This is a genomic window from Marinobacterium jannaschii DSM 6295, assembly GCF_000620085.1.
Classification (GTDB): domain Bacteria; phylum Pseudomonadota; class Gammaproteobacteria; order Pseudomonadales; family Balneatricaceae; genus Pontibacterium; species Pontibacterium jannaschii.
On sequence record NZ_JHVJ01000037.1, the window covers coordinates 1 to 22,356 of the forward strand.

A 22,356-nucleotide genomic window follows, 5' to 3' on the forward strand; every position below is an offset into this window, starting at 1 on the left:
AAGCCCACAATCATTCGATGTGACAACGGCCCAGAGTTCATCAGCCATGAATTCATTGGATGGGCACGTAAGCGCGCGATTAGAATTGAGTATATCCAGCCGGGTCAGCCTCAACAGAACGCTTATATCGAGCGATTTAACCGCACCGCACGATATAGCTGGGTCAGTAAGCATCTGTTCGAGAGGCTGGACGATGTCCAGGATTATGCAACGCGATGGTTATGGTTTTACAATCATGAACGACCACACAAAGCCAACGGCGGTAAACCACCACTGAAGGCAGCTTAACCTCTACTTTTGGCATCAGCTAAAAATGGGAGGATTACCCATGCACTCTCAGGTATGTATGGGCAAGAGAAAAAAATAAACAGCATAAGGACCATTACCATGTTCTGATTCTGCTGAATAAAGATACTTACCACACATTGGGGAATTACCGCTCTTCTAAGGTTAACTTAGCTTCTCGGATCCGTAAGGCTTGGATGAGTGCTTTGGGTATGAAAACCGAGGAAGAGCTCAAGTTGTTTGGTGGTCTAGTGCACTTTCCTGCGTATCCTTGTTATCTCTTGAATGTTAATGATCCTGTTCGCTTCAATGAAGTGTACAAGTCTCTGATCTACCGAGCGAGCTACTTAGCTAAAAAAGAAACCAAGTACTATGATGACGGGAATCGTTGGTTTGGTTGCAGCCGACGTTAGGTCGACTGCTTACTTGTCTTTCTCATAACAGGCCTCGTTCAGCAAAAGAAACGCTGTGGTGTCCCACGATGATGTGGTCCAAAACGCGAACATCAATCAAGGCCAATGCATCAACAAGTCGTTGAGTGATTGATATATCAGCGCGGGATGGCTCCGCGATACCCGAGGGGTGGTTGTGGGCGAAGATGACAGCGGCGGCATTGTCTGCCAAAACAGCTTTGACTACTTCTCTCGGATAAATGCTTGCGGAATCAATCGTACCAAAAAATAGTTCTTTGAATTCCAGAAGCCTGTGTCGATTGTCCAATAGCATTACCCCGAAAACCTCGCGCTCGTAATGACTCAACTTGAACTCTAAGAAGGCTATTGCTTCTTCTGGGACGCTATAGACGTCTGATTCTATCAGTTGCTGAGCAAGGATCTCAGACGCTCTTTCCAGGATTTGGTGCTTCGTTAAAGGGCCGTTAAAAGAGTAAGTGCTATCTTCTGTGCTGTGCATAGTTGCATCTCCTGTCTTGTTGCTGGTGGTTTATGCACATGAGTGACATAGTTTTGAAAAGCTCAATGTAAAAAACGGGAGGGCCTATTGGCCCTCCCGTTTTTCTATATGCGTTAGTAGCGGGGGTTAAAGGTCATTGGATGCTGCCCAGTTGTAACCGGCAACAACACCGATGACAAAGAGCTCTGCAACCGGCTTAGCGGTCAAAATAGCGAACATCGTTATCCTCCTTTAGAATGCAATAGATGCTAACGCCGGTGATAAAACCAGCAACGAAAGCGAATGGCATAGGTCTCTCCTTTCTTGCTTTTTGAAATGTATAAACGTCGGCTATCTACCGACTATTTGGATTGATCCAGATAGGTAATATCTATCTGAAATTTTTCTGAATCCGCTTTGGGCTCCGAGTAATTTTTTACTCAAGCCACTTATCTCATGACCTAATTCAAGAGGAACGAGTCATGAGGCTGATCAAACTGAACGAAGTAATGAATTCCACAGGACTGGCACGATCTACCATCTACAAATACATTTCGGAAGGAACCTTTCCAAAGCCTGTTTCTCTGGGGGAGAGGGCCGTTGCATGGGTGGAAAGCGAGATAAGTGACTGGATTCTCGACAAGATCGAGAAGCGTGATCTAGCGAGTTAAGTAGTACCAGCTCTTATGTCCCCACCAGTTATAGAAAAAGCTGGTGGGAGGGAGTTCTAGCCTTCAACACATCGCATAGCTGGACTGATACCAGTGTGGTAATTTATTTTACAAATCTGCATAAGGATTTGTGGTGATATGAAGAAGCAGTTGCTCCTCACATGGCTTGGCAAGCATGATCTGGATGCCGAGAGTAATCAAGAACTCGGTGCCATCGGGTCGATCCTGATGGAAACACCGTTTCCATTTGATGAAGTGCATATCCTGGTTCAGAACTGGAAGGAGCGGGCCCACCAGTATGAATCTTGGTTGAAGCAGGTACTTCGAAAACAATCCCGAAATACAAGAATAGTTCTCAAGCCCGTTGAGCTCAGTAGTCCTATTGATTACGAGGCTATCTATGGGATTGCTCATAACCAGCTGAGCGCTCTAATGAGTGGTGACTTTAGAGTAACACTGAATCTAACCTCAGGGACGCCAGCGATGACCGCGATTTGGGTATTGCTGGGTAAAGGAGTGTTTGATTGTCAGTTAGCTCAAACTTCACGACAGGAAGGTGCTTCAAAGGTTGAGCTTCCTTTTGATGTCTCTGTTGCTTATCAACAGCATCAGGATGCTAGGCTTGGCTCAATTGCTTCAGCAGCGCCCTCCATCAACAGTGACTTTTCCCATATCCAGGCAAGCTCTAATGCAATGAACGAATGTGTCTCTTTGGGACAACGCATTGCTCAGCGGGACATCCCGGTCATCATTCATGGTGAAACTGGCTCTGGTAAAGAGGTGATGGCAAACGCAATTCATAGGAGCTCGTTGCGGGCTGAAAAGCCATTTGTGGCTGTGAACTGTGGGGCAATTCCTGAAAGCCTCTTAGATTCTCATCTGTTTGGCCATAAAAAAGGCGCTTTTACGGGGGCGGTTGCCGATAGCCAAGGTTACTTTGAAGCGGCAAACGGAGGTACGTTGTTTCTTGATGAAGTTGGGGAGCTGCCCCTGGACGCTCAGGCCAAGCTACTTAGAGCACTGCAGCAGCAGGAGATAATGCCTGTAGGTGGTAGTAAGCCAGTAAAGGTGGATGTTCGCATTGTTGCTGCGACACACCGAAATCTCTTAACGATGATCGACGATGGTTCGTTTCGTGAGGATCTGTTTTACCGGTTGGCAGTGGGAGTGATTAGCTTGCCTCCATTGCGAGAGCGAAAAGAGGATATTGAGCCTCTTGTTTCGGTATTGATTGATAATCTGAACGATGAAGCAAAAAGTCAGCCGGGATATGTTGGTAAAAAACTTTCCAAAGAAGGAATGGAATTTATCAAATCCCAAAGATGGCCAGGGAATATTCGAGAGCTTTGGAATACGCTAGTTCGAGCGTCCATATGGAGTGATGGAGAGATATTAGATGTAGAGCATCTGGAGAGAGCGCTTATCCAGCGGTCTAAAAAAGGAGCTCAAGAAGGCTTAGAGCTGGATGTTGCCAGTGGCATTGATATCAATGAAGTGTTAGAAAAAACAAAGAGATACGCAGTTGAGCAAGCACTAAAAATAACAGCTGGGCAAAAAGGAAAAGCTGCTAGACTGATTGGCCTCAGTAACCATCAGACGCTAGCGAACTGGATTAAACAGTTAGAAATACCTGATCAATAGAAAGTGCATCTCGCCAAATTGGCACGATATCTGAAGTACAGGAAGTAACTAAAGGCTACATGACATGAAGTCCATGAATTTTGAACATCTCCGAAACAACTGGCCAGCACTTGCAGATTTAGGGGCATATGCTGAAACCTATGCCTGCTCAGACCCACAAAGCGCACTTGTTAAGTTACGTTGCTTCGTCGAGAAGCTGGTGGGCGAGATTTACAAGGATCTGAAGCTTCCTATTCAGCCGAACTCCACGTTCATGGATCGACTGAACAACAACGGTTTTACCTCTGTTGTTCCTCGCGTCATTCTCGACAAGCTTCACGCGGTTCGTATCCATGGGAACAAAGCAGCCCATGAAGGTGATGTTTCTGTATCGACTGCAGTGTGGCTGGTTGAGGAAGCTTACTACCTTGGGTGCTGGTTATTTGTAGCGCAAGGAGAAGGTAGTCGCGAAACCTGTCCGGATTATCAGGCTCCGAAGCTTGATTCATCAGGAGGTGCAAAAGCTGAGTTCAAGAAGAAGAACAAAGCGCTTCAGGAGCAACTAGCCAGCCAATCTGCTCAGCTAAAAACTGCACTGAATGAGCTGGAGGAAGCCAAGCAGTCTGAGCTCGAAGCGCAGCAGCAAGCTACAAAGCTGAAAGCACAGATTGATGAAGCCAAGGCTCAGAAGTTTAGCGAGGGCAGCAAGAAAGCAACCCAGACGCTTAACTTTAACGAAGCAGAGACTCGTCGTCGCTTAGTCGATAGCGAACTGCGTTTGGCTGGGTGGGATGTCGCGGCGGATGGTGGCGATACCGAACAAGTCACGCTAGAGCACGAAGTCGACGGCCAGCCTACAAAGTCTGGTATCGGATATTGCGATTATGTTCTCTGGGATGATAACGGCAAACCGTTAGCGGTGGTTGAAGCTAAGCGTGCACGTGAAAACCCGGAGAAGGGACGCCAGCAGGCCAAGCTATATGCTGACGCGCTGGAGAAAAAACATCAGCAGCGTCCAGTGATCTTCTACACCAACGGATATGATATCTGGCTCTGGGACGATGTGCTGGATACCGTGCCGCGCAAGTTGTACGGCTATTACAGCAAAGACAGTCTGCAGTACCTTATTGGCCAGCGTCAGCTTCGTAAAGACGTGAACAGTACACCTATCGATACGAATATTGCCGGTCGTCTCTACCAGATGGAGTCGATCACTCGCGTCAGTGAGCGCTTCAGCGATGGTCATCGTAAAGCGCTGATTGTTCAGGCGACGGGTACCGGTAAAACCCGAGTTTCCATCGCATTGACCAAACGCCTGCTGGATGCAGGGTGGGCTAAGCGCGTACTTTTCTTGTGCGACCGTAAGGAGCTGCGTAAGCAAGCAAAAAACGCCTATAGCGAATTTGTTAAAGAGCCGCTTTACGTAGTGGGACGAAGCAAAAAGGAAGATCAGCACAACGCACGTATTTATATTGCGACCTATCCGGGAATGATGGGGATCTATGAGCAGTTTGATGTGGGTTACTTTGATCTGATCATTGCTGATGAATCTCATCGTTCGGTCTACAACGTCTTTGGCGATCTGTTTAAGTACTTTGACGCTCGCCAGGTGGGCTTGACTGCAACGCCGGTTGAGATGGTGAGTCGATCTACCTGTAAGCTGTTTGGTTGTGACTACAAAATGCCTACAGCCAACTACCCGCTAGAACAGGCTGTTGAAGAGGGCAACCTGGTACCTTTTAAGGTTGTAACCCACACCACACAATTCTTGCGTGAAGGTATCAAAGGCCACACGCTGTCTGATGAGCAAATCGCAGAGTTAGAAGATCAAGGCTTCGATCCGAACGAGATGGATTTCGATGTACCGGACGTGGATAAAGCGGTATTTAACAAAGATACCAACCGCGCCATCTTGCGTAACTTGATGGAGCGGGGGCTGCGCGATGTGGATGGGCAGCTACCAGGGAAGAGTATTATCTTTGCGCGTAGTATTCAGCATGCTGAGCTATTAGCTGAACTGTTTGGCCAAATGTATCCCCAGCATGGCGGCAACTTCTGTCGAGTGATTCACTCCAAATACGAGCGCGCCGAAGAGCTGATTGATGACTTTAAGAAAACCGATGGCTCAGCGGATCAAATAACCATCGCCGTATCTGTCGATATGTTGGATACAGGGATTGATGTGCCGGAAGTGGTTAATCTGGTATTCGCCAAACCGGTTAAATCCAAAGTGAAGTTTTGGCAGATGGTGGGGCGTGGCACCCGTCTGTGCGAGCATCTCTATGGCACAGGAAATCATAAAACTCACTTCCTGATCTTCGACCATTGGGCCAACTTCGACTACTTCGAGATGGATCCCCCAGAAGATGATGGTCGCACCGGTAAATCACTCTGTGAAAAGCTATTTGAAACGCGGATTGAGTTGGCAGAAACCGCCCTTAAAAGAGCGGAAATGGAGCTGTTTAAGCAAACCATAGCTCTGATTAAAGAGGATATTGACGCACTGGATGATCGTTGTATTGCCGTGCGTGATAACTGGCAACTTAAAGCACGATTATCTGATGCGAAAGAGCTCGATCAGTTTGCGCCGGATACACGGCACTTATTGCGCGCAGAAATGACACCGCTGATGCAATGGCGTGATATTCGGGGAGAAGCAGAAGCGCTTCGTTGGGATCAGCAGATAACCGAGCTTCAGCAGATCTTGCTGAAAAAGCCTTCGCAAATGGATGTGGCTAAATTAGCGGTGTTGACCAAGGTCGCTCAGCTTTCTATGCATCTCAATCCGGTACGGGCTAAAGCAGAGGATATCAAAGAGATTCAGCAGGATGCTTTCTGGCAAAGCCTTACCTTTGATGCGTTAGAGCAGAAGCGCATGGCACTGCGCGGCATTATCCACCTACGGGATAAGGGTTCCCTGCCACCAGCAGAACCATTGCCGGTGATCGATATAAAGGAGGACCGAGGTGGTTATCATATCGCCGAGCGTCCGACGACTATTGTCACCGTGGATTACCAGATATTCCGTCAGGAAGTAGAGCAGACCTTGGCTCCACTGTTTGATACTGATCCTGTTTTGCAGAAGATCCGCAACGGAGAGCAAGTGTCTGATGCCGAGCTGCAACAGTTGAATGCGCTGGTGCACGTACAGAATCCTAACCTGGACCTAGATACGCTCACGGAGTTTTTTCCGGAGTCTGGTGCCAGCCTTGATCAGATGTTGCGCACCCTGATCGGAATGGATGCAAAAGCGGTTGAGGCTGCCTTTACCGAATTTGTACAATCGCACCACATCAACTTGAACGCTCAGCAACAGCGTTTTATTGCACTGCTAAAAAACCATCTCTGCAAATACGGCACAATCAACGTTGCCCAGCTTTACGATCCCCCATTTACTGCCGTTCACCACGATGGCCTGGATGGTATCTTCAACCGTGAAGAGCAGGCAGATGCGCTGGTGGCCCTTGTAAAACAGTTTGGTGTTGAGCTGGGGCAGCGTCGGGAATCAACCACGCGTACCATTGACCGTTAATCGCAGAATAGAAGAAGTATTGAGAACACCAAATGATCACAGGCGAATTGAAAAGCAAGATCGATAAACTTTGGGAAGAGTTCTGGACGGGGGGGATTACCAATCCGCTGACCGTGATTGAACAGATCACTTTCCTGATGTACGCCCGTATGCTGGATATGAACGAGCGTCGCGATGAAAAACGTGCGGAGCGTACCGGTAAGACCTTCAATCGCCGCTTCACGCCACCTGAGCAGCATCTGCGTTGGGAAGCGTTCCGTCACTTACCTGCCGAGCAGATGTTTGAGCTGATGAGGGATGACGTGTTTCCGCACTTTAAGGACCTCGCGGGTGAAGGCACGCTGTTCGCTGAGTTTATGCGCGATGCCCAGCTGATGATTCAGAAACCCAACCTGCTGGTAAAAGCGGTGACGATGGTCAACGACCTGCCGTTGGAGAACAGCGATACCAAGGGTGATCTGTACGAATACCTGCTCTCCAAACTCACCACGGCAGGTATCAACGGTCAGTTTCGTACGCCGCGCCATGTGATCCGCGCTATTGTCGAAATGTTGGAGCCAGAAGCGAATCATCGCATTGCTGATCCGGCCTGTGGTACGGCAGGTTTTCTCTCCGTCTGCTACGAATACCTGTTGGAGAAATACAGCTCGCCCGAGGGTGTGGTTACAGAGATGGTAACCAATGAAAAGGGCGAACAGGTAGAGAATAAAATCTTCACTGGTGATCTGCTGTATGACCTCCGTAAGCATGTAGACACGGATATGTTCCACGGCTTTGATTTTGACGCCACTATGTTGCGTATTGCTGCAATGAATCTGGTGATGCATGGAGTAGCCGAGCCGGATATCCACTATCAGGACACCCTGAGCCAGCGTTTCTCCGAGCGTTTCCCTGAGGCTGCGGATGAAGGATTTGACCTGATCCTAGCTAATCCACCGTTCAAAGGTAGCCTGGATGAAGAGGATGTTGACCCGGCACTGTTGCGGGTAGTTAAAACTAAAAAGACCGAGTTGCTGTTTGTCGCCCTGATCATGCGTATGCTCAAGCTGGGCGGTCGTAGCGCCACCATCGTACCGGACGGCGTGCTGTTCGGCTCCAGTAAGGCGCATCAGCAGCTACGCAAACATCTGGTAGACGATAATCAGCTCGAAGCGGTTATCAGCCTGCCTAGTGGCGTGTTCAAACCCTACGCCGGTGTCTCCACCGCCATCCTGATCTTTACCAAAGGTGGCGTAACCGACCATGTCTGGTTTTACGATGCGCTGGCCGATGGTTACTCGCTGGACGACAAGCGCCAGAAGGTTGATGCAAACGATCTGCCGGATCTGGTCCAGCAGTTTAAGGCGCGTGATAAGGCCGTAGCCGAGACCGACGCCAATGACCGTACCGCGCAGGCGTTTTGGGTAGCCCGCGACGAGATCGCCAACAACAAGTACGACCTCTCGCTGAACCGTTACAAGGAGCAGAAGTACGAAGCGGAGCAGTACGATCCGCCGAAGGAGATTCTGGCGCGACTGAAAGCGCTGGAAGCGGAGATTCAGCGGGATTTGGTTGAGTTGGAGGGGATGCTTTAATGGCTTTTCCTCAGGTCAAACTGAAAGACTGTTGCACTGTTGTCGGAGGTGCTACGCCAAAGCGCAATGTTGAGGAATATTGGGGTGACGATGTTCCTTGGATCACGCCCAAGGATATATCGCAGCTCAATCACCCTATTCTTGAAGATGCACCTGAGTACATCTCTCAAAAAGGCTATGAGAGTTGTGCTACCTACATGCTACCCAAAGGCTCTGTCTTGCTAACGTCCCGTGCACCTATTGGTAATGTTGCGATAGCTGGCCGTGATATGTGCACGAACCAAGGCTTTAAGAGCTTGGTGCCGGGCGAGCAAGTTGATGGCTCATATCTGTATCACTGCATGAAGTTCAGTGCGCAGCGTTTGGATGCGCTTGGCAACGGTGCAACTTTCAAGGAAGTGTCTAAAAAGGTGGTCGAGGAGTTTGAAATCCCCCTCCCTCCCCAGGCCGAGCAACAGCGCATCGCCGCCCTCCTCGACAAGGCTGATGCCCTGCGCCGCAAACGCCAGCAAGCCATCGACCTCGCCGACCAATTCCTGCGCAGCGTGTTTTTGGATATGTTTGGTGATCCAGCTACCAATCCGAAGGGGTGGAAGTTAGTTTCTTTAAGGAGCTTAATAACAGACTGGAAACCGGGTGTGACAATTCAGCCTGATAAGTTTACAGAAGATGGGTTTTCCGTCTTTCATAAAGGAGCTGTTTTAAAAAACGGTCGGATTGCGTTTGATTCAAAAAAGAAAACTCATACGTCAAAAGAATTTGCTGAATCAAATATCAAGGCAGTCATAGGTAGTGATTATATAGCGGTAAATTTAAGGGATTTAGTACCTACAGGACCGAGCATCGGTCTAATGGCTGATTTGTCATGTTATGGAGACAAAAATTACTTGCTAGCTTATGGAGCATATGGGTTTAAGGTTGATAGAAAAGCTGTCGCTCCTGAATATCTTGTAGCTTTGACAAATCAACGTGGCTTTAGAAGAGAGCTTGCAAAAGTGTGGGTGGGAAGTACACAGATTCATATTAGAAAGGATGACTTCTTTGATCTTAAATTGCCTTTTCCTGACTATGAATTGCAGAGGGAATTTCAATCAATTGTTTATAAAGTAAGGGCTTCGGTAGTACCTTCGATGAAAGCGTTCGATATAGATGATTTCTTTGCTTCGCTAAGCCAGCAAGCCTTCTCCGGCCAACTCTAATGAAAAAATTCACCGGCGGCTTTACTACGACAGACAGATTTAAGCTCACAGGATCTTGCTATGCCGATTGAGAAAAGCTTCGAACAGCTGATCAGCTTATTGCGCGAGCTCTGTAAACTCCCGAATGAGACAGAATGGGTTGAGTTCAAGCGTAACAATGATAAGCCCGAACTGATCGGCGAGTATATCTCGGCATTGGCCAACTCTGCCGCGCTACAGGGTAAGCAGTCCGCCTATCTGGTTTGGGGGGTAAGTGACGGAGAGCACGAGGTTGTGGGGACCGAATTTAGACCCTCGCAAACCAAGCATAAGTCACAAGAGCTGGAAAGCTGGCTGTTGCAAAAAATCACACCCAAGATTGAGTTCTACTTTTACGAGTTTGAAGTAAACGATCTTAACGTGGTGATTCTTGAGGTTCAGGCGGCAAGCCATACACCGGTTCAGTTTGATGGCACCGAATTTATCCGTGTCGGTTCCTATAAGAAAAAGCTAAGAGACTTCCCTCAGAAAGAGCGAGGGCTATGGCGTGTTTTCGATAAAACGCCTTTTGAACGTCAAATGGCAGAAGAAAGCCTGCCTGCTGAAGATGTTTTACGCCTGCTGGATTATCCCGCCTATTTCGACCTAACCAATCAACCGTTACCGGAAAACAGGGAACGAATTCTGGAAGCCCTTGCAGCGGATGACCTGATTCAGCGGAATGACGCGGGTTTGTGGGATATTACGAACCTTGGCGCTATCCTGTTTGCGAAAAAGTTACAGGAATTCAAACATCTGGGTCGTAAGGCCGTTCGCTTGATTTTGTACAGAGGCAATAGCCGTATTCAGACCATCAGAGAGCTGGAAGGGGCCAAGGGCTATGCAGTGGGTTATGAGGGATTAATTGATTACCTCAAAACCCTATTGCCTTCAAACGAAGAGATTGGGCGTGCTTTTCGTAAGGAGGTACCGATGTATCCTGAGTTGGCGATACGCGAGCTGGTTGCGAATGCAATTATCCATCAGGATTTCTCGTTAACGGGTACAGGACCCATGATTGAGCTCTTTGATAGCCGCATGGAGATAACCAACCCAGGTTTACCGTTGGTTGATACGCAACGGTTTTTAGACTCTCCGCCACAAAGCCGCAACGAAGCGTTGGCGTCCTTTATGCGACGTATCAATATTTGTGAGGAACGTGGAACCGGAATTGATAAAGTTGTTTCCCAGACTGAGCTTTATCAGCTACCTGCACCTATTTTCGAACAAACGGAACAGCACACTAAGGTGTCTCTATTCGCGCATAAGGACTACAAGGAAATGGATACTGAGGAGAAGATCAGGGCCTGTTATCTACATTGCTGTTTACGCTACGTAAACCATGAAGCTATGAACAATAGCTCCCTTAGAACGCGTTTCAACATAGACTCCGCGAACAGCGCCACTGCTAGCAGAATCATAAAGCTTGCCGTCGACGAGGGGCTAATCCGCCTCTATGATCCAAAGGCCAACCGGCGTGCATGGAAATATGTGCCTTACTGGGCGTGAAGAGATGAGTTCATTTGATGGTCATTTGATAGGATAGAATGGTATCTGATGTTTTTGATGTAGAGGTTTTGCAACCTTTTGTTATTTAAGGTGATTTTTGCTTTATTGGAGTTTCTCGTCATTTGATGCTCTATTGCTATAGTGCTGTTCTACTGGCAATCAGGGGATTTCAATGTGTGCCTTAGATAGAGTAAGGTGATTTGGGTTAGAAAAGGATATGTATGGCTGTCCAACACGGAATGTGGAAAATCGGTGAGCGCCCCAAAGCGCTTGCTCCTGTCAAACTGGATACTGAAGAGCTGTTGGAAGAACAGATCTTTCAGGATATATCCATTCTAAACAGTAACTGGCTGCTGATTGGTCGCCAGGTCTATACTGATTTCGGAAAATACATCGACCTGTTAGCGATTGATGCCTTTGGCTCGGTAATCGTCATCGAACTGAAGAAACATAAAACCCCTCGGGATGTGGTGGCGCAAACCATCGATTACGCATCCTGGGTGGAAGCGCTGCCTACCGAGCGAACCAGTCAGATCTACCACAAATTCGCCATCAGCTATGGCTTGGAAGTCACCAATTTTGATGATGCGTTTAAGGCTAAGTTTGGTGTGAAACCATCTGAAGATGAGGTTAACAGTTCACACCAAATGGTGATTGTTGCTGCTGAGCTTGATGCAAGTACCGAACGGATTATCAATTATCTCAACAGTAAGGCTGGTATCGCGGTTAATGCCGTGTTCTTTACTGTATTCCAGGATGGCGAAAGTCAGTACCTCAGTCGTGCATGGATGATCGATCCGGTTGAAACCGAAGATAAAGCCGTCAGTGATAGTAGTAAAGGGGAGTGGAACGGTGAGTACTATGCTTCTTTTGGTGTCGCTCATGACAGCCGCAGCTGGCAGGACGCTCAGCGCTACGGGTTTATCTCTGCGGGTGGTGGGCGCTGGTACAGCAAAACTCTTTTCAAGCTTGCACCTGGTGATCGTGTTTGGGTGAACATTCCAAAGACAGGTTATGTAGGCGTTGCCAAAGTGGCTGGTACAGCGTTGGTCGCAGATGAGTTTATTCAGGACGACATGCAACTTGTGGGTAGCTATGGTACTGAGGCGGAACATGGAGAGGATAACGCAGAATACTTTGTGCCGGTTGAGTGGCTTCATGCGGTGGGTGAGAGCGAAGCTATGAACGAAGTTGGTTTGTTCGGAAACCAGCACTCTGTTGCTCAGCCGAAAACATCTAAGTGGGACTATACCGTTGAGCGGTTGAAAGAGGTTTGGAAAACTTCTCTGAGTCAGTAAAAAAATTTACTTTAATATAAGTTTTTGTTCTGCTTGTGGGTGTTTCTGTCTTTGGGTGAGTTTGTAACTATTTGAAAAATAATAGATTTATAGAATTGGTACAGACCCTGCACTAACAGAAGTGTTATTCACTCTGTTGGAGATCCAGATGGGCTACGAAGTTGATTTTATTGGTGTAGGAAAAGAATCAAAAAGCGGTGACGCGATTGCTATCCGCTTTGGCAACCTTTACGGTGGCCGAGATGAGCAAACCGTTGTCGTGATCGACGGTGGTTTTAAGGATGTTGGTGCTGAGATGGTTTCGCACATCAAGCAGCACTTTGGGACAGATCGGGTAGACCTGGTTATCAGCACACACCCTGATCAGGACCATATCAATGGATTGGAAACCGTTTTGATGGAACTTACGGTAAACGAGTTATGGATGCATCTCCCCTGGACGCACAATCAGGGCTTGGCAGATAAGTTTACGGACGGACGTATTACTGATAACAGTATCGGTGAGCGCCTGAAAGAGAGCCTTGAAAAAGCCTGGTTTCTATTCTGTTTGGCAGAAGAGAAAAGCATTCCCGTGTATGAACCGTTCACCGGACTGTCTCATACCTCTGGTCAAATTCGCATTTTAGGGCCTTCCGAATCCTATTACGAAGAGCTGATCCCGCAGTTTGATGGCATGCCCGCCGCTAAGGAGCAGGTTGAAGCGAGTTTTTTGGACAAGGTCGCCAGCCAGCTCAAGCAGATCTTTGCCTTCTGGGGAGAAGACAAGATCTACGACGACGGTGTCACCTCACCCAAAAACAATTCCAGTGTTATTACTCAGTTGATCGTTGATGGTAAGCGTATGATCTTTACCGGTGATGCGGGTATTGAAGCGCTGAGCCATGCGGCAGATCAATTCGAACAATGTGTGAATTCTGCCCCCCTCCGTATTGTGCAAATTCCTCATCATGGCAGTCGTCGCAATGTAGGCCCAACGGTGCTCAACCGTTTGCTTGGAGAGCCACTAAGTGAAGGTGAAGATCGGGAGTTGCTTGCGGTTGCGTCTACGGCTAAGCAGGGTGAGCCTAAGCATCCACGTAAAGCTGTGCTGAATGCCTTTACTCATCGCGGTGCACGCGTGCTCGTAACACGAGGAAACGGGATTCGTAGTAGCTTTGAAGCGCCTCAGCGAAGTGGTTGGAGCCCAGTGGATCCGGAACCCTATCACTACACTTGGGAAGAGGAGTAAGCACAATGTTGAAAACTCTTAAATCCCAAAACGCGCCTCAGCTAGGGGGCCTCATTATGGCTGCGTTGTTTATCGCGTACGCGTTGTCAAACGGTGTTGAGTCGTTACTGAACTTCAACAACTTGTTGACCGATCTGGCGGGCGCTGCGGTGCTCTCCATCGTGTGTGTTTGGTTTGCTTATCTTTTGCCTGCGGAATGGAAGCATAGTCTGGTGTATTTGCGGTTGAAGCATTCTCTTCCTGCACATCGCTTTTTGACGCTCCTTAATCGTGATGCACGAATCTCTAAAACCAAGTTCCTGGATGTGTTTCCTGAGCTGGATGAAGCGCTTGTACAGGGCGCAGAGCAAAATGCATTCTGGTATCACAGGGTGTACCTGCCAGTACGTGACACAGATGTTGTAAAGGCTGTGCACAAATCGTTTCTTCTATACCGTGACGCGATGGCTTCAATGTTAATCACGAGCTTGGTGCTGTCGGGTTTGTACCATTGGGGAGGAGGGCTAGCGATCGATCTTACTCAGATAAACGGTGCTTTTGTCACCATTGTTTGGGTTGAGGTTGTGTTGTTTGGTCTTGCTGCCCACAACTGCGGGAAGCGGATTGTCACTACGGCAATGGCTGAACGTTTGAATGTAGAAGTTGTTTCTTCGAGCTCATGCTAAGGAGGGTATAAACCATGGAAAACACGCTCGTAACTACTCCGGATCGGAAGTCTAAATTGCAGCAGCTGTTGTTGGAGATGCAGCAAGGTCTGTTGGAGCGAGAAACTCAAACCAAACTGATTTTGTTGGCGGCTCTGGCAGGTGAGCATGTGTTGCTTCTTGGACCTCCCGGAACTGCCAAAAGTGAGCTGGCCAAACGCCTGAAAAACATCTTTGTTGAAGCGAATTATTTTGAGCGGTTGCTGACACGCTTTTCGGTACCTGAAGAGTTGTTTGGCCCGCTATCAATACGAGCGTTAGAGGAGGACCGCTATAACCGTCTTACCAGTGGTTATCTTCCCGAAGCATCGGTGGCGTTTATTGATGAAATCTTTAAAGCCAACAGCGCCATCCTCAACAGCCTTTTGACGCTTTTGAATGAACGCCAATTTGATAACGGAAATCGACGGCACGAGGTGCCGTTGATCTCCGTTATTGCTGCTAGTAATGAACTGCCCGAAGGGGAGGAGCTAACTGCTCTCTATGATCGCTTCATGTTGCGTAGCTTTGTGGAACCGGTTTCTGACAATGCATTTAGATCACTGCTCTGCTTGGAAAATGATGGATGTGATCCTGATTTAGCATCTCGTTTGAGAGTGGATGATCTCAGTGAAGTTCAGACTCTTTCTGCAAAAGTGAAGCTGTCCTCCAGTGTGTTGGCATTGTGTGAGGTGTTCCGGAAATATCTTATCCAAGAGAGTATTTATGTCTCAGACCGCCGCTGGCGCAAGATCATCAAGCTGCTGCAGGTGTCTGCATTTACCAATAATCAGACAGAAGTATCTGTGTATGACGCCTGGCTTCTACCGCACTGCTTGTGGGGAACGCCAGATCAGCTGGAAGGGCTGATTAAACTCTATAAGACCAATATTGCGATAGATGGTGATTTTCAGCCGCACAAGCTAACTCAAATAGTTACTAGCTGGGAAGGGGTGTTCGCAAAGGATAGTAACCTTGAGAAGCAAAGAACTAATGATGAAGGAGAGCCATTATTTATTGACTTGCTTTCAGAAGAGGAAGTCACTGAGGCGACTGTAGAACGACAAGCAGTGGATAAACATGGAAACGAACTTTATTTGAACAGGCAAGGTAAGCAAACAACCGACGCTTGGAATAACAAACCGTTTATGAAGTCTATCGCGAATAAACCCGTGATGGAGAGAATACTGCACTCTCCCGCACATATTCAGGGAAGGATAAGCCAGTTGTCTGAGCTGGAAGGAAGGGTTGCTGACTTTCTTAGCCAGCTAAGAAAAAAAAGAGCAGAAGCTCAAGGTATTCTTGTAGATCATCTTTGGGCAGATGAGTCCATCCTACCGGAGCTATCGCAAAGCCTTGATAGTGCGATTAGACAAACCGAGGGATTGGCTTCCCGTATAAATAAGCTAATCAAAGGCTTTAGGGAGCTACCTTCTGAAGATGAAGAGCCTGTGTCGTTTAAAGATTTGGGCCGCACAGAGGCGATCGTAGGAGAGCTTTGTGAATAGAGGGCTCCCAAGAGACCAAAATACCAAGGATCTATTGCGTCTGTCTCAGCTGGATGATCCTTATGCTCGTTTAGATCTAGTGCCTAATTCCCTTATCTCAGCAGTAATCACCCACTCTCACGGAGAGCTTCAGAATCGTATCGAAGGTGTTCTTCAGCTTAGAGAAGCGTTATTGCAAGGGGATTTACCTGCTGAGTCATTAACTTGGCCTGCAATGCCTATTCAGCAGCAGCTGAATAAAACGTTACACCAGCTAGACCTACCAAGGTTTTGTCGAGATAACGAAGTAGTTGTTGATGCCTTGCTGGCTGATGTTCTTTTGGCGATAGAAGGGTATCAGCCATCATTTCTCAAGACGAAGGCAGCGCTTGCACTGGAGTACCAAAAAGCAGAACTCAATCGTCTGAAGGAAGAGCTGTCTTCCCGGAAGCGTAAACGTCGTAAGCAACCAAACTTCAAAATATCCGCCGAGAAGCTCGCGGAGTTGGATGCTCTAGCCGAAGTAAACGGCTGGATCTGTGCCTTGCCTGCTGATGGATTTACCATCCCTTATATTTGGCAGGAGCGCTTAAGCATTTGGTGTGAGCTGGAAGCCGTCTTTCGTGACCTGCAGTTGGTGACGAGCCTGGGCTTTGATTTGTCAAAGGGGCTTTTCCAAAGTCATGGCTGGCTCAATCTGGTGAAGCTAAGAGAAGTCCTCAAAACACTACCTCAGCTGCAAGATGTTATTCGTACGATTGGGAGAATGAAAAGTGCCGAGGGAGCCCTCATCGTCGAATCAATCCTGCAGTCAATACGTGTAAGCCAAATACGGGACCGAGAGGTAAAAAGCCCCCTTATCCCCATGGAAACACGTGGTGTCACCCGTTCAGATTCCATAAGTCGGATGCTGCCCCAGGAAGCTGCGTACTTGGGGCATCCAGTCTTAAAGGGACTATGGCATGCGAGAAGAGCTGAACATGCGCTTTTGAGTTATGCGGTGGAAGGTACTGAACTCGAAACCTTTGAGGAAGAACGAGAAGAGTTATCGGAAGTACAGCGAGCAGGAAAGAAGCGTAATGAAGAGCGCGGGCCGATGATTATCTGTCTGGATACCTCCGGTTCTATGCGCGGCACACCAGAGAATATTGCGAAAGCTCTCGTGCTTGAGTGCTTAAGTGTCTCTGCCCAAGAAAAGCGAGACTGCTATGTCTATCTGTTTGGTAGCCGAAATGAAGTCAAAGAGCTGGAGCTCAGCCCGAACGAGCAAGGACTCGAACGCTTGATAAGCTTTCTTTCAATGTCATTCGGTGGCGGGACTGATGTAGAAGGCCCATTGCAGATGGCTCTTGAAAAATGCAAACAAACAGAGTGGGAGCGTGCGGATATATTGCTTGTAACCGATGGTGAGTTTGGTTGCCCCGACAGTCTCATATCTAACGTTAAGAGTCGCAAGCAAGACTATGCTCTTGGAATGCATGGAATTCTCATTGGCAGCAATAGCTGGGCGATGGAGACGCTATGTGATCCCCTATATATTTTTACTGATTGGCTGGAATTAGCTCCCTAACGGGAGCTAACTGAAAAGGATCTTTTTAATATGTCTGTAGCGTACGAAAACTTCAAAATCTCGATTTTGGATTCTGAACGTATCTTAGAAGCGTATGACCTCTTAAATAAGGAGAGAGTTGGTGGCCGTGAACCAGAGGAGCTTAAGCGGGCTGCGCTAATTATGACCCTGACCGCGTGGGAAACCTATGTTGAAGACCGTGTGACAGAAGAGGTGGACTCCCGTTTACGAGCGCTAGATGGTAGCCAGATTGCTGAATATATGCGTAAAAACCTAGAGAAAGATTTGAAGTTTTTCCATAACCCAAACTCTCAGAAAACCAAGCATATATTTCAGGATTTTGTAGGTGTTGATGTAACTCAGAAGTGGGCTTGGGGGGACCTGGAATGTGACGATGTGCGCGGAAGGCTTAACGATTGGATTAAAAAGAGAGGGGATGCAGTTCATCGCTCTATAACGGATAAGCAGTCCAGTCATTTAGTTGGTCGGGATGAAATGAGGAAGTGTGTTAACTTTTTTAAACAGCTGGTAGAGGTTACTGATGTTTCTTTGGATAATGGAACGTAGTTAAAAGTATTTTTTTGATTTTTTGAGAGCTCTCATGGTGGTCTGTGAGTGTTTTTAATGTGATATTAAAGTTGAACAAATTACTATCTCGTACATAGCACGTGATTGAAGTCTTGTCTAAGGGATTATATGGCTATAATAAAAAGTAGGGCTAAGGCTTGGTTAAGTGAGTTTTTGTTCACACGGGGGATTTTGTCTCCGAAAGCGATACCTATTTATAAGTATTGTATTACTGAGGATGAATTTAGATCACTAAGTGATTTAATTCGTGTTAGTTTTATGGAGAAAAGCAATGCATTATATAGTAGATATTGGAGTGCTTGCTTTTGTCTTTTTGTTGCTGAAAAGTTTCGCCGAAACTATGACGCAAGCTGGTCTTGGAAGGCCTTTGAAAAGTCATTAGGTGTGGAGTTATCTCAGAATGAAAGAAAGGAGGCTGTTCAAGAGGGTCTTGGGTACTGGTCGAGACCTGTACGTTATCGAGAACATGGTGCAGATTATCTAGGCTCTCTCTTTGCCGAAGGGGGGCTTCCATGGAAACTTATTCAGAACGAGAGTCATGGCTTTGGACGAGCTGTGAAAGCAGGTCTAAGGCGTTACCTCCAGTACAAAAGTGAAGGCCGCAACATAAAGCAGTTGATAAAGGAATACGGTATTTACTTTCCGAAAACTTTTCAGACCGAAGAGAAGTATGAACTGCTTGCCAATGTTGTAGAGACCTTAATGGCTTTGGCTGAATCTCAAGATCTCGACAAGCAGAAAAATCCTGCTGAATATCTTAATAACAATTACCCACAATGGCGTGATGAGTTTCCGTTGCCCTTGGAAGAGAAGAACGGATACGCGTTAGTTAATGAGTGGTTGGTAGATGCAGGCATTCGATTAGAGGAGCGTAATCGTGAAAGAGAGATCGCTAGCTACTTTACCTGTGAGCATCGTCTATATGGAGAGATGGAGCGAGGGTATCTTTCGGCTCAAGTGACTTTAGCTCCGAGCTTAAAGCTGAAGCTAAATGGGCGAAAAGTTAGTTCGACAAGAGTTGAACTGGTCTTGTATGAAGGCGAAGAGGCGGCTTTGAAGGTAGGTGCCGCTTATGGGCGTTTGGACGATGATGGTCTGGATATCAAGATGCCAGTAACCGCATTGGAGTATCGGCGTAAATACCCGGAAAAGCCTTTGCTTCTTACATGTTGGTGTGCGGGTGAAAAGTTACATACGGTTACGATTCAGTCGAGCGAAGTTGACTGGCACAAGCTGCCAGCGGCTTTCATCAAGGATGGAGATGATGTTCGTCTGCTAGGCACTGCATCGGTGAAAACCTCCAGTGCAGGTGTATTGGTACGCGTACCGCCAGCCCTTGACCTGAATGGCTCTGTTATTACGCCTATAGCGACAGACGTGAATGGCAGCTCTTGGTATTGCATTGATAGCCTTACGGTGATTAAAGACCGAAATAGTCGGTATGTGATTGAGCCTGGAAGTGCGTCAGGTAATACGAAAATCGAATTAAGAGGCGCGCTTTCGGGGTACGATACTTTACCGGTAACTACTTGGTTAGGGTGGCCGCGCTGTGTATTGAGGGATTCTTCCGGAGAGGAAAAACAGCCTGATGCGTTGTTGGTAAACAACAAACCAACTAGACAGATCAATGCTCCAACCACCGTTGGAGCGTGTCGTGTTGATATTCTCGGAGACGAAGGAGAAGTTCTTACCCGAAGAAAAATAGGTGTTCTGCCTCCTGATTTTTCTATCGCTGCTATGCCTGCTACGTCGCAAACTTCGGCGCGTATCGCTATCAAAACGGTTTATGATCTTGATATCAGTCTCGCCAATGACTCTTTGAATGTAGACATTCTAAAGGAAGGGATAAATACCACCGTATACTTTCAGCCTAAGGTAAATCACCCGAAGCCTGAACGAGTTTTGCTTAATGTTCGAGACCCGCATTCTGAGTCAGAAGCCGTTTTGATTCGCTTACCTTACCCAGAGGAAGGTGCGCAACTCTTGGATTCAGAGGGTGGTGTATTTGAAGAGGCAGGAGTAAATCTTGAACAGATTTTAGGCATGACGCTTGTTCTAACGCCGCCTCCAGAAAGTCGGCAGTGCTTTTACGTATCGTTAGATTTTCTGCGGCCTGAAGGTGCTCTGACCCGCCGCTATACCTATGACTTAGAGAATCAGTCCGCGCAGATTAGTCTGTTTTCTCTCTATGAGGATGTTCAATCTCTTTTAAGCGTTCGATTAGAACAGGATGCCGAAATACGCGTGCGGATAGAAACGACACGTTTACTGAAGCAGTTTTATATCCGTCGATATGATGCTTTTGTAAGATTTACCAACGAGATGCGGAGCCACTTTGAGTTCCTGAATCACTCTAATCAGCCTTTAGGTATGGATGCGCAAAAAGCGAAGGTTAAGGCAATGCAAGTTCATGCGCCTGAGACTACGCCCGTTGATTTGTATCCACAGTCGATAGTACCGGGTATCTGTACCGGTGTTTTTGAGTTGCCAGAGTTTATGAGAACGAACGGACCTTGGTTGTTGTACCCTGGTTCTGACTCATCAGTCTTTTTTCGACCTTCGCTTTATATTTCTTCCTGTGAATCTCTCGGTGAGTATGACCAAGCCAACGTTAAGACGTTGCATAGCGCAGCCCGTTACTTCCACCCCCATGCTAGTCCAGATCCCTTTGATGCTGTTCTGGATAAGATGTCTGAAGATTTCATGCACAGTAGCTGGCTATACCTGGCGGAACTCAAAAAAAACTATGGCCACATGCCTCTTTCCTCATTGGAGGCGTGGAAGCACCTCGCGCATCATCCACAAGCGATGGCGTTGGCTGTGTTCAGGCTGGAGATGGATAGTGGATTCGTCACTCGCTTGGTTCAGGAGCTTGCGGTTGTCTGGGAAAAGATTCATGTATCGCAGTGGGTAAATGCTGTGAAAGTCTATGTGGACGGAGTTTCAGCACAGTTTTCTGTACCTGCTGAACTGGTGCAGCGGCAAGCCCTTGAGAAAATGGAATCTTTGTCGAATCAAGTCCCTCTATTTGTAAGCTTTGCAAAGCAGATCGCAGAGGCTGTGAGGAAAGAGCTGAATTTGCCAGGTCCGCCTTTACAGGCTGTTTTTTCTCAATGGTTGCAGCAGCTTCGTGGGAGGCAGGAAGATGCGAACTGGCCAACAAATCTGAGTGAGGAATTGACCGATTGGATAAGACATCAGAAAGATTTTTCATGGCTAGCTGACTTAACTATGCCGGGTTACATGCGATCAGTGTGTTTTATTCCAATATTTGCAGCGGCAGTATCTGCAGGGGCAGCAAGCTTTGAAGAGTTAACTGCTGATCATGAAGCTTTGATATTTGGCATAAGGGTTTTGTCTGAGTTCGATAGGGATGGTTGGTATCAGCCAGTCTATTCTGCGGCATTATCTAATTTAGCCAATAAAGACTAGGAGTCACTAATGAGCGGCTATTTTAAGGATTTGGTTAATCAGTCACTGAGTCGTACCCGAGAGGCGACACTGTCAATTTTAGGCATCAATGATCAAGGACTCAGGGCTCATCTTACAGAGCAGATGCATGACTGTTTAGGAGAGGAGGGATGTTTTCTTGCGCCCCCTGTATTCGAGCATACATTTGGTTGGGAGGCTGGAGATCAGACCTTTTTGGACCTACAGGGTCGGCTACTGTCCGAGTCTACGATAAAGGCTTTGACTACAGCTCAAAATTACAGCTTCAAGGCTGATATTCGCCCTTACAAACACCAGATACAAAGCTGGAACACACTTCTTTCTGAACGTCCAAAGTCAGCGATCATTACAACAGGAACGGGTTCAGGTAAGACTGAGTGTTTTATGATCCCAATCCTGCAGGATCTGATTAGTGAGTATGAGCATACCGACAATGCCTTGGTAGGTGTGGATGCTAAGCACGTTGTTCACAAAGTTTAGGTATTCGAGATACCGGCGGTAAGTTTCCAATACTGCCATGACGGCGCTCCCGGTTATAGTGATTGACCCAATTTGCTAATGCCCAGTGACGTGTCACGGAGTTGGCATAGGGCACGGCCTATGCCCACTCTCGCAACATTGTCTGAATAAAGCGTTCTGCCTTGCCATTGGTTCGAGGTGTATAAGGGCGGGTGTAGACATGCTTAATGCCTTTCGCCGTCAGGATGCGATTAAACAGCCCAGAGCGGTACGCAGGCCCGTTATCGGTCATCA

At 47.4% G+C, this 22,356-nt stretch carries 16 protein-coding genes and 2 pseudogenes; 16 read left to right on the plus strand and 2 right to left on the minus strand.

All coding sequences use genetic code 11. From position 1 onward, the window contains the following. Together Q354_RS0115485 and Q354_RS29010 are read left to right on the plus strand one after the other, a co-directional pair. On the plus strand, nucleotides 1-288 hold a 288-nt coding region (locus Q354_RS0115485; protein WP_027858405.1), incomplete at its 5' end, for an integrase core domain-containing protein. Nucleotides 289-338: 50 nt separating this feature from the next. Continuing rightward, nucleotides 339-698 (plus strand): annotated as a pseudogene (locus Q354_RS29010) (YagK/YfjJ domain-containing protein); the annotation flags it as partial. 22 nt (nucleotides 699-720) lie between these two features. Here Q354_RS29010 and radC read toward each other — a convergent pair. Beyond that, a complete protein-coding gene (gene radC, locus Q354_RS0115490) occupies nucleotides 721-1,197 on the minus strand; it encodes a RadC family protein (protein ID WP_027858406.1) in 477 nt (158 codons plus the stop codon). 461 nt (nucleotides 1,198-1,658) lie between these two features. Here radC and Q354_RS0115500 point away from each other — a divergent pair, with 461 nt between their 5' ends. From Q354_RS0115500 to Q354_RS0115565, 14 genes are all read left to right on the plus strand, one after another. After that, complete coding sequence (locus Q354_RS0115500) at nucleotides 1,659-1,847, plus strand: AlpA family transcriptional regulator (protein WP_027858407.1); 189 nt, start codon at nucleotides 1,659-1,661, stop codon at nucleotides 1,845-1,847. Nucleotides 1,848-1,985: 138 nt separating this feature from the next. Continuing rightward, entirely contained in the window at nucleotides 1,986-3,488 is a 1,503-nt protein-coding gene (locus tag Q354_RS0115505; RefSeq protein ID WP_036230169.1) for a sigma-54 interaction domain-containing protein, read from the plus strand. Nucleotides 3,489-3,552: 64 nt separating this feature from the next. Then, entirely contained in the window at nucleotides 3,553-6,999 is a 3,447-nt protein-coding gene (locus Q354_RS0115510) for a DEAD/DEAH box helicase family protein (protein WP_027858409.1), read from the plus strand. Between the two features lie 32 nt (nucleotides 7,000-7,031). Beyond that, nucleotides 7,032-8,573, plus strand: coding sequence for a type I restriction-modification system subunit M (locus Q354_RS0115515; RefSeq protein ID WP_027858410.1), 1,542 nt, complete (start codon nucleotides 7,032-7,034; stop codon nucleotides 8,571-8,573). Next, a complete protein-coding gene (locus Q354_RS27515) occupies nucleotides 8,573-9,772 on the plus strand; it encodes a restriction endonuclease subunit S (protein ID WP_051560195.1) in 1,200 nt (399 codons plus the stop codon). The genes Q354_RS0115515 and Q354_RS27515 overlap by 1 nt, the downstream gene beginning before the upstream one ends. A 60-nt stretch (nucleotides 9,773-9,832) precedes the next feature. After that, nucleotides 9,833-11,299: an RNA-binding domain-containing protein gene (locus Q354_RS0115525; RefSeq protein ID WP_027858411.1), complete on the plus strand. Its 1,467-nt coding sequence runs from the start codon at nucleotides 9,833-9,835 to the stop codon at nucleotides 11,297-11,299. A 221-nt stretch (nucleotides 11,300-11,520) separates the two neighbouring features. After that, nucleotides 11,521-12,597, plus strand: coding sequence for a PDDEXK family nuclease (locus tag Q354_RS0115530; RefSeq protein WP_027858412.1), 1,077 nt, complete (start codon nucleotides 11,521-11,523; stop codon nucleotides 12,595-12,597). Nucleotides 12,598-12,745: 148 nt separating this feature from the next. Further along, nucleotides 12,746-13,825, plus strand: coding sequence for a ComEC/Rec2 family competence protein (locus Q354_RS0115535; protein WP_027858413.1), 1,080 nt, complete (start codon nucleotides 12,746-12,748; stop codon nucleotides 13,823-13,825). A gap of 5 nt (nucleotides 13,826-13,830) precedes the next feature. Then, the gene (locus Q354_RS0115540; protein WP_027858414.1) at nucleotides 13,831-14,490 is read left to right on the plus strand and encodes a hypothetical protein; all 660 of its coding nucleotides are present in this window, start codon (nucleotides 13,831-13,833) and stop codon (nucleotides 14,488-14,490) included. Between the two features lie 14 nt (nucleotides 14,491-14,504). Further along, nucleotides 14,505-16,016: an AAA family ATPase gene (locus Q354_RS0115545; protein ID WP_027858415.1), complete on the plus strand. Its 1,512-nt coding sequence runs from the start codon at nucleotides 14,505-14,507 to the stop codon at nucleotides 16,014-16,016. Further along, the gene (locus tag Q354_RS0115550; protein ID WP_211252269.1) at nucleotides 16,009-17,565 is read left to right on the plus strand and encodes a VWA domain-containing protein; all 1,557 of its coding nucleotides are present in this window, start codon (nucleotides 16,009-16,011) and stop codon (nucleotides 17,563-17,565) included. The genes Q354_RS0115545 and Q354_RS0115550 overlap by 8 nt, the downstream gene beginning before the upstream one ends. Before the next feature lie 30 nt (nucleotides 17,566-17,595). After that, complete coding sequence (locus Q354_RS0115555) at nucleotides 17,596-18,132, plus strand: HEPN domain-containing protein (protein WP_027858417.1); 537 nt, start codon at nucleotides 17,596-17,598, stop codon at nucleotides 18,130-18,132. A gap of 129 nt (nucleotides 18,133-18,261) precedes the next feature. Next, complete coding sequence (locus tag Q354_RS0115560) at nucleotides 18,262-21,585, plus strand: STY4851/ECs_5259 family protein (protein ID WP_027858418.1); 3,324 nt, start codon at nucleotides 18,262-18,264, stop codon at nucleotides 21,583-21,585. 9 nt (nucleotides 21,586-21,594) lie between these two features. Continuing rightward, nucleotides 21,595-22,083 (plus strand): DEAD/DEAH box helicase, encoded by a 489-nt coding sequence (locus Q354_RS0115565; protein WP_027858419.1) that lies wholly within the window; start codon nucleotides 21,595-21,597, stop codon nucleotides 22,081-22,083. On the opposite strand, the pseudogene Q354_RS29015 reads toward Q354_RS0115565, so the two are convergent. Continuing rightward, nucleotides 22,058-22,354 (minus strand): annotated as a pseudogene (locus Q354_RS29015) (integrase core domain-containing protein). The gene Q354_RS0115565 and the pseudogene Q354_RS29015 sit on opposite strands and share 26 nt — an antisense overlap. Nucleotides 22,355-22,356 lie beyond the last annotated feature (2 nt).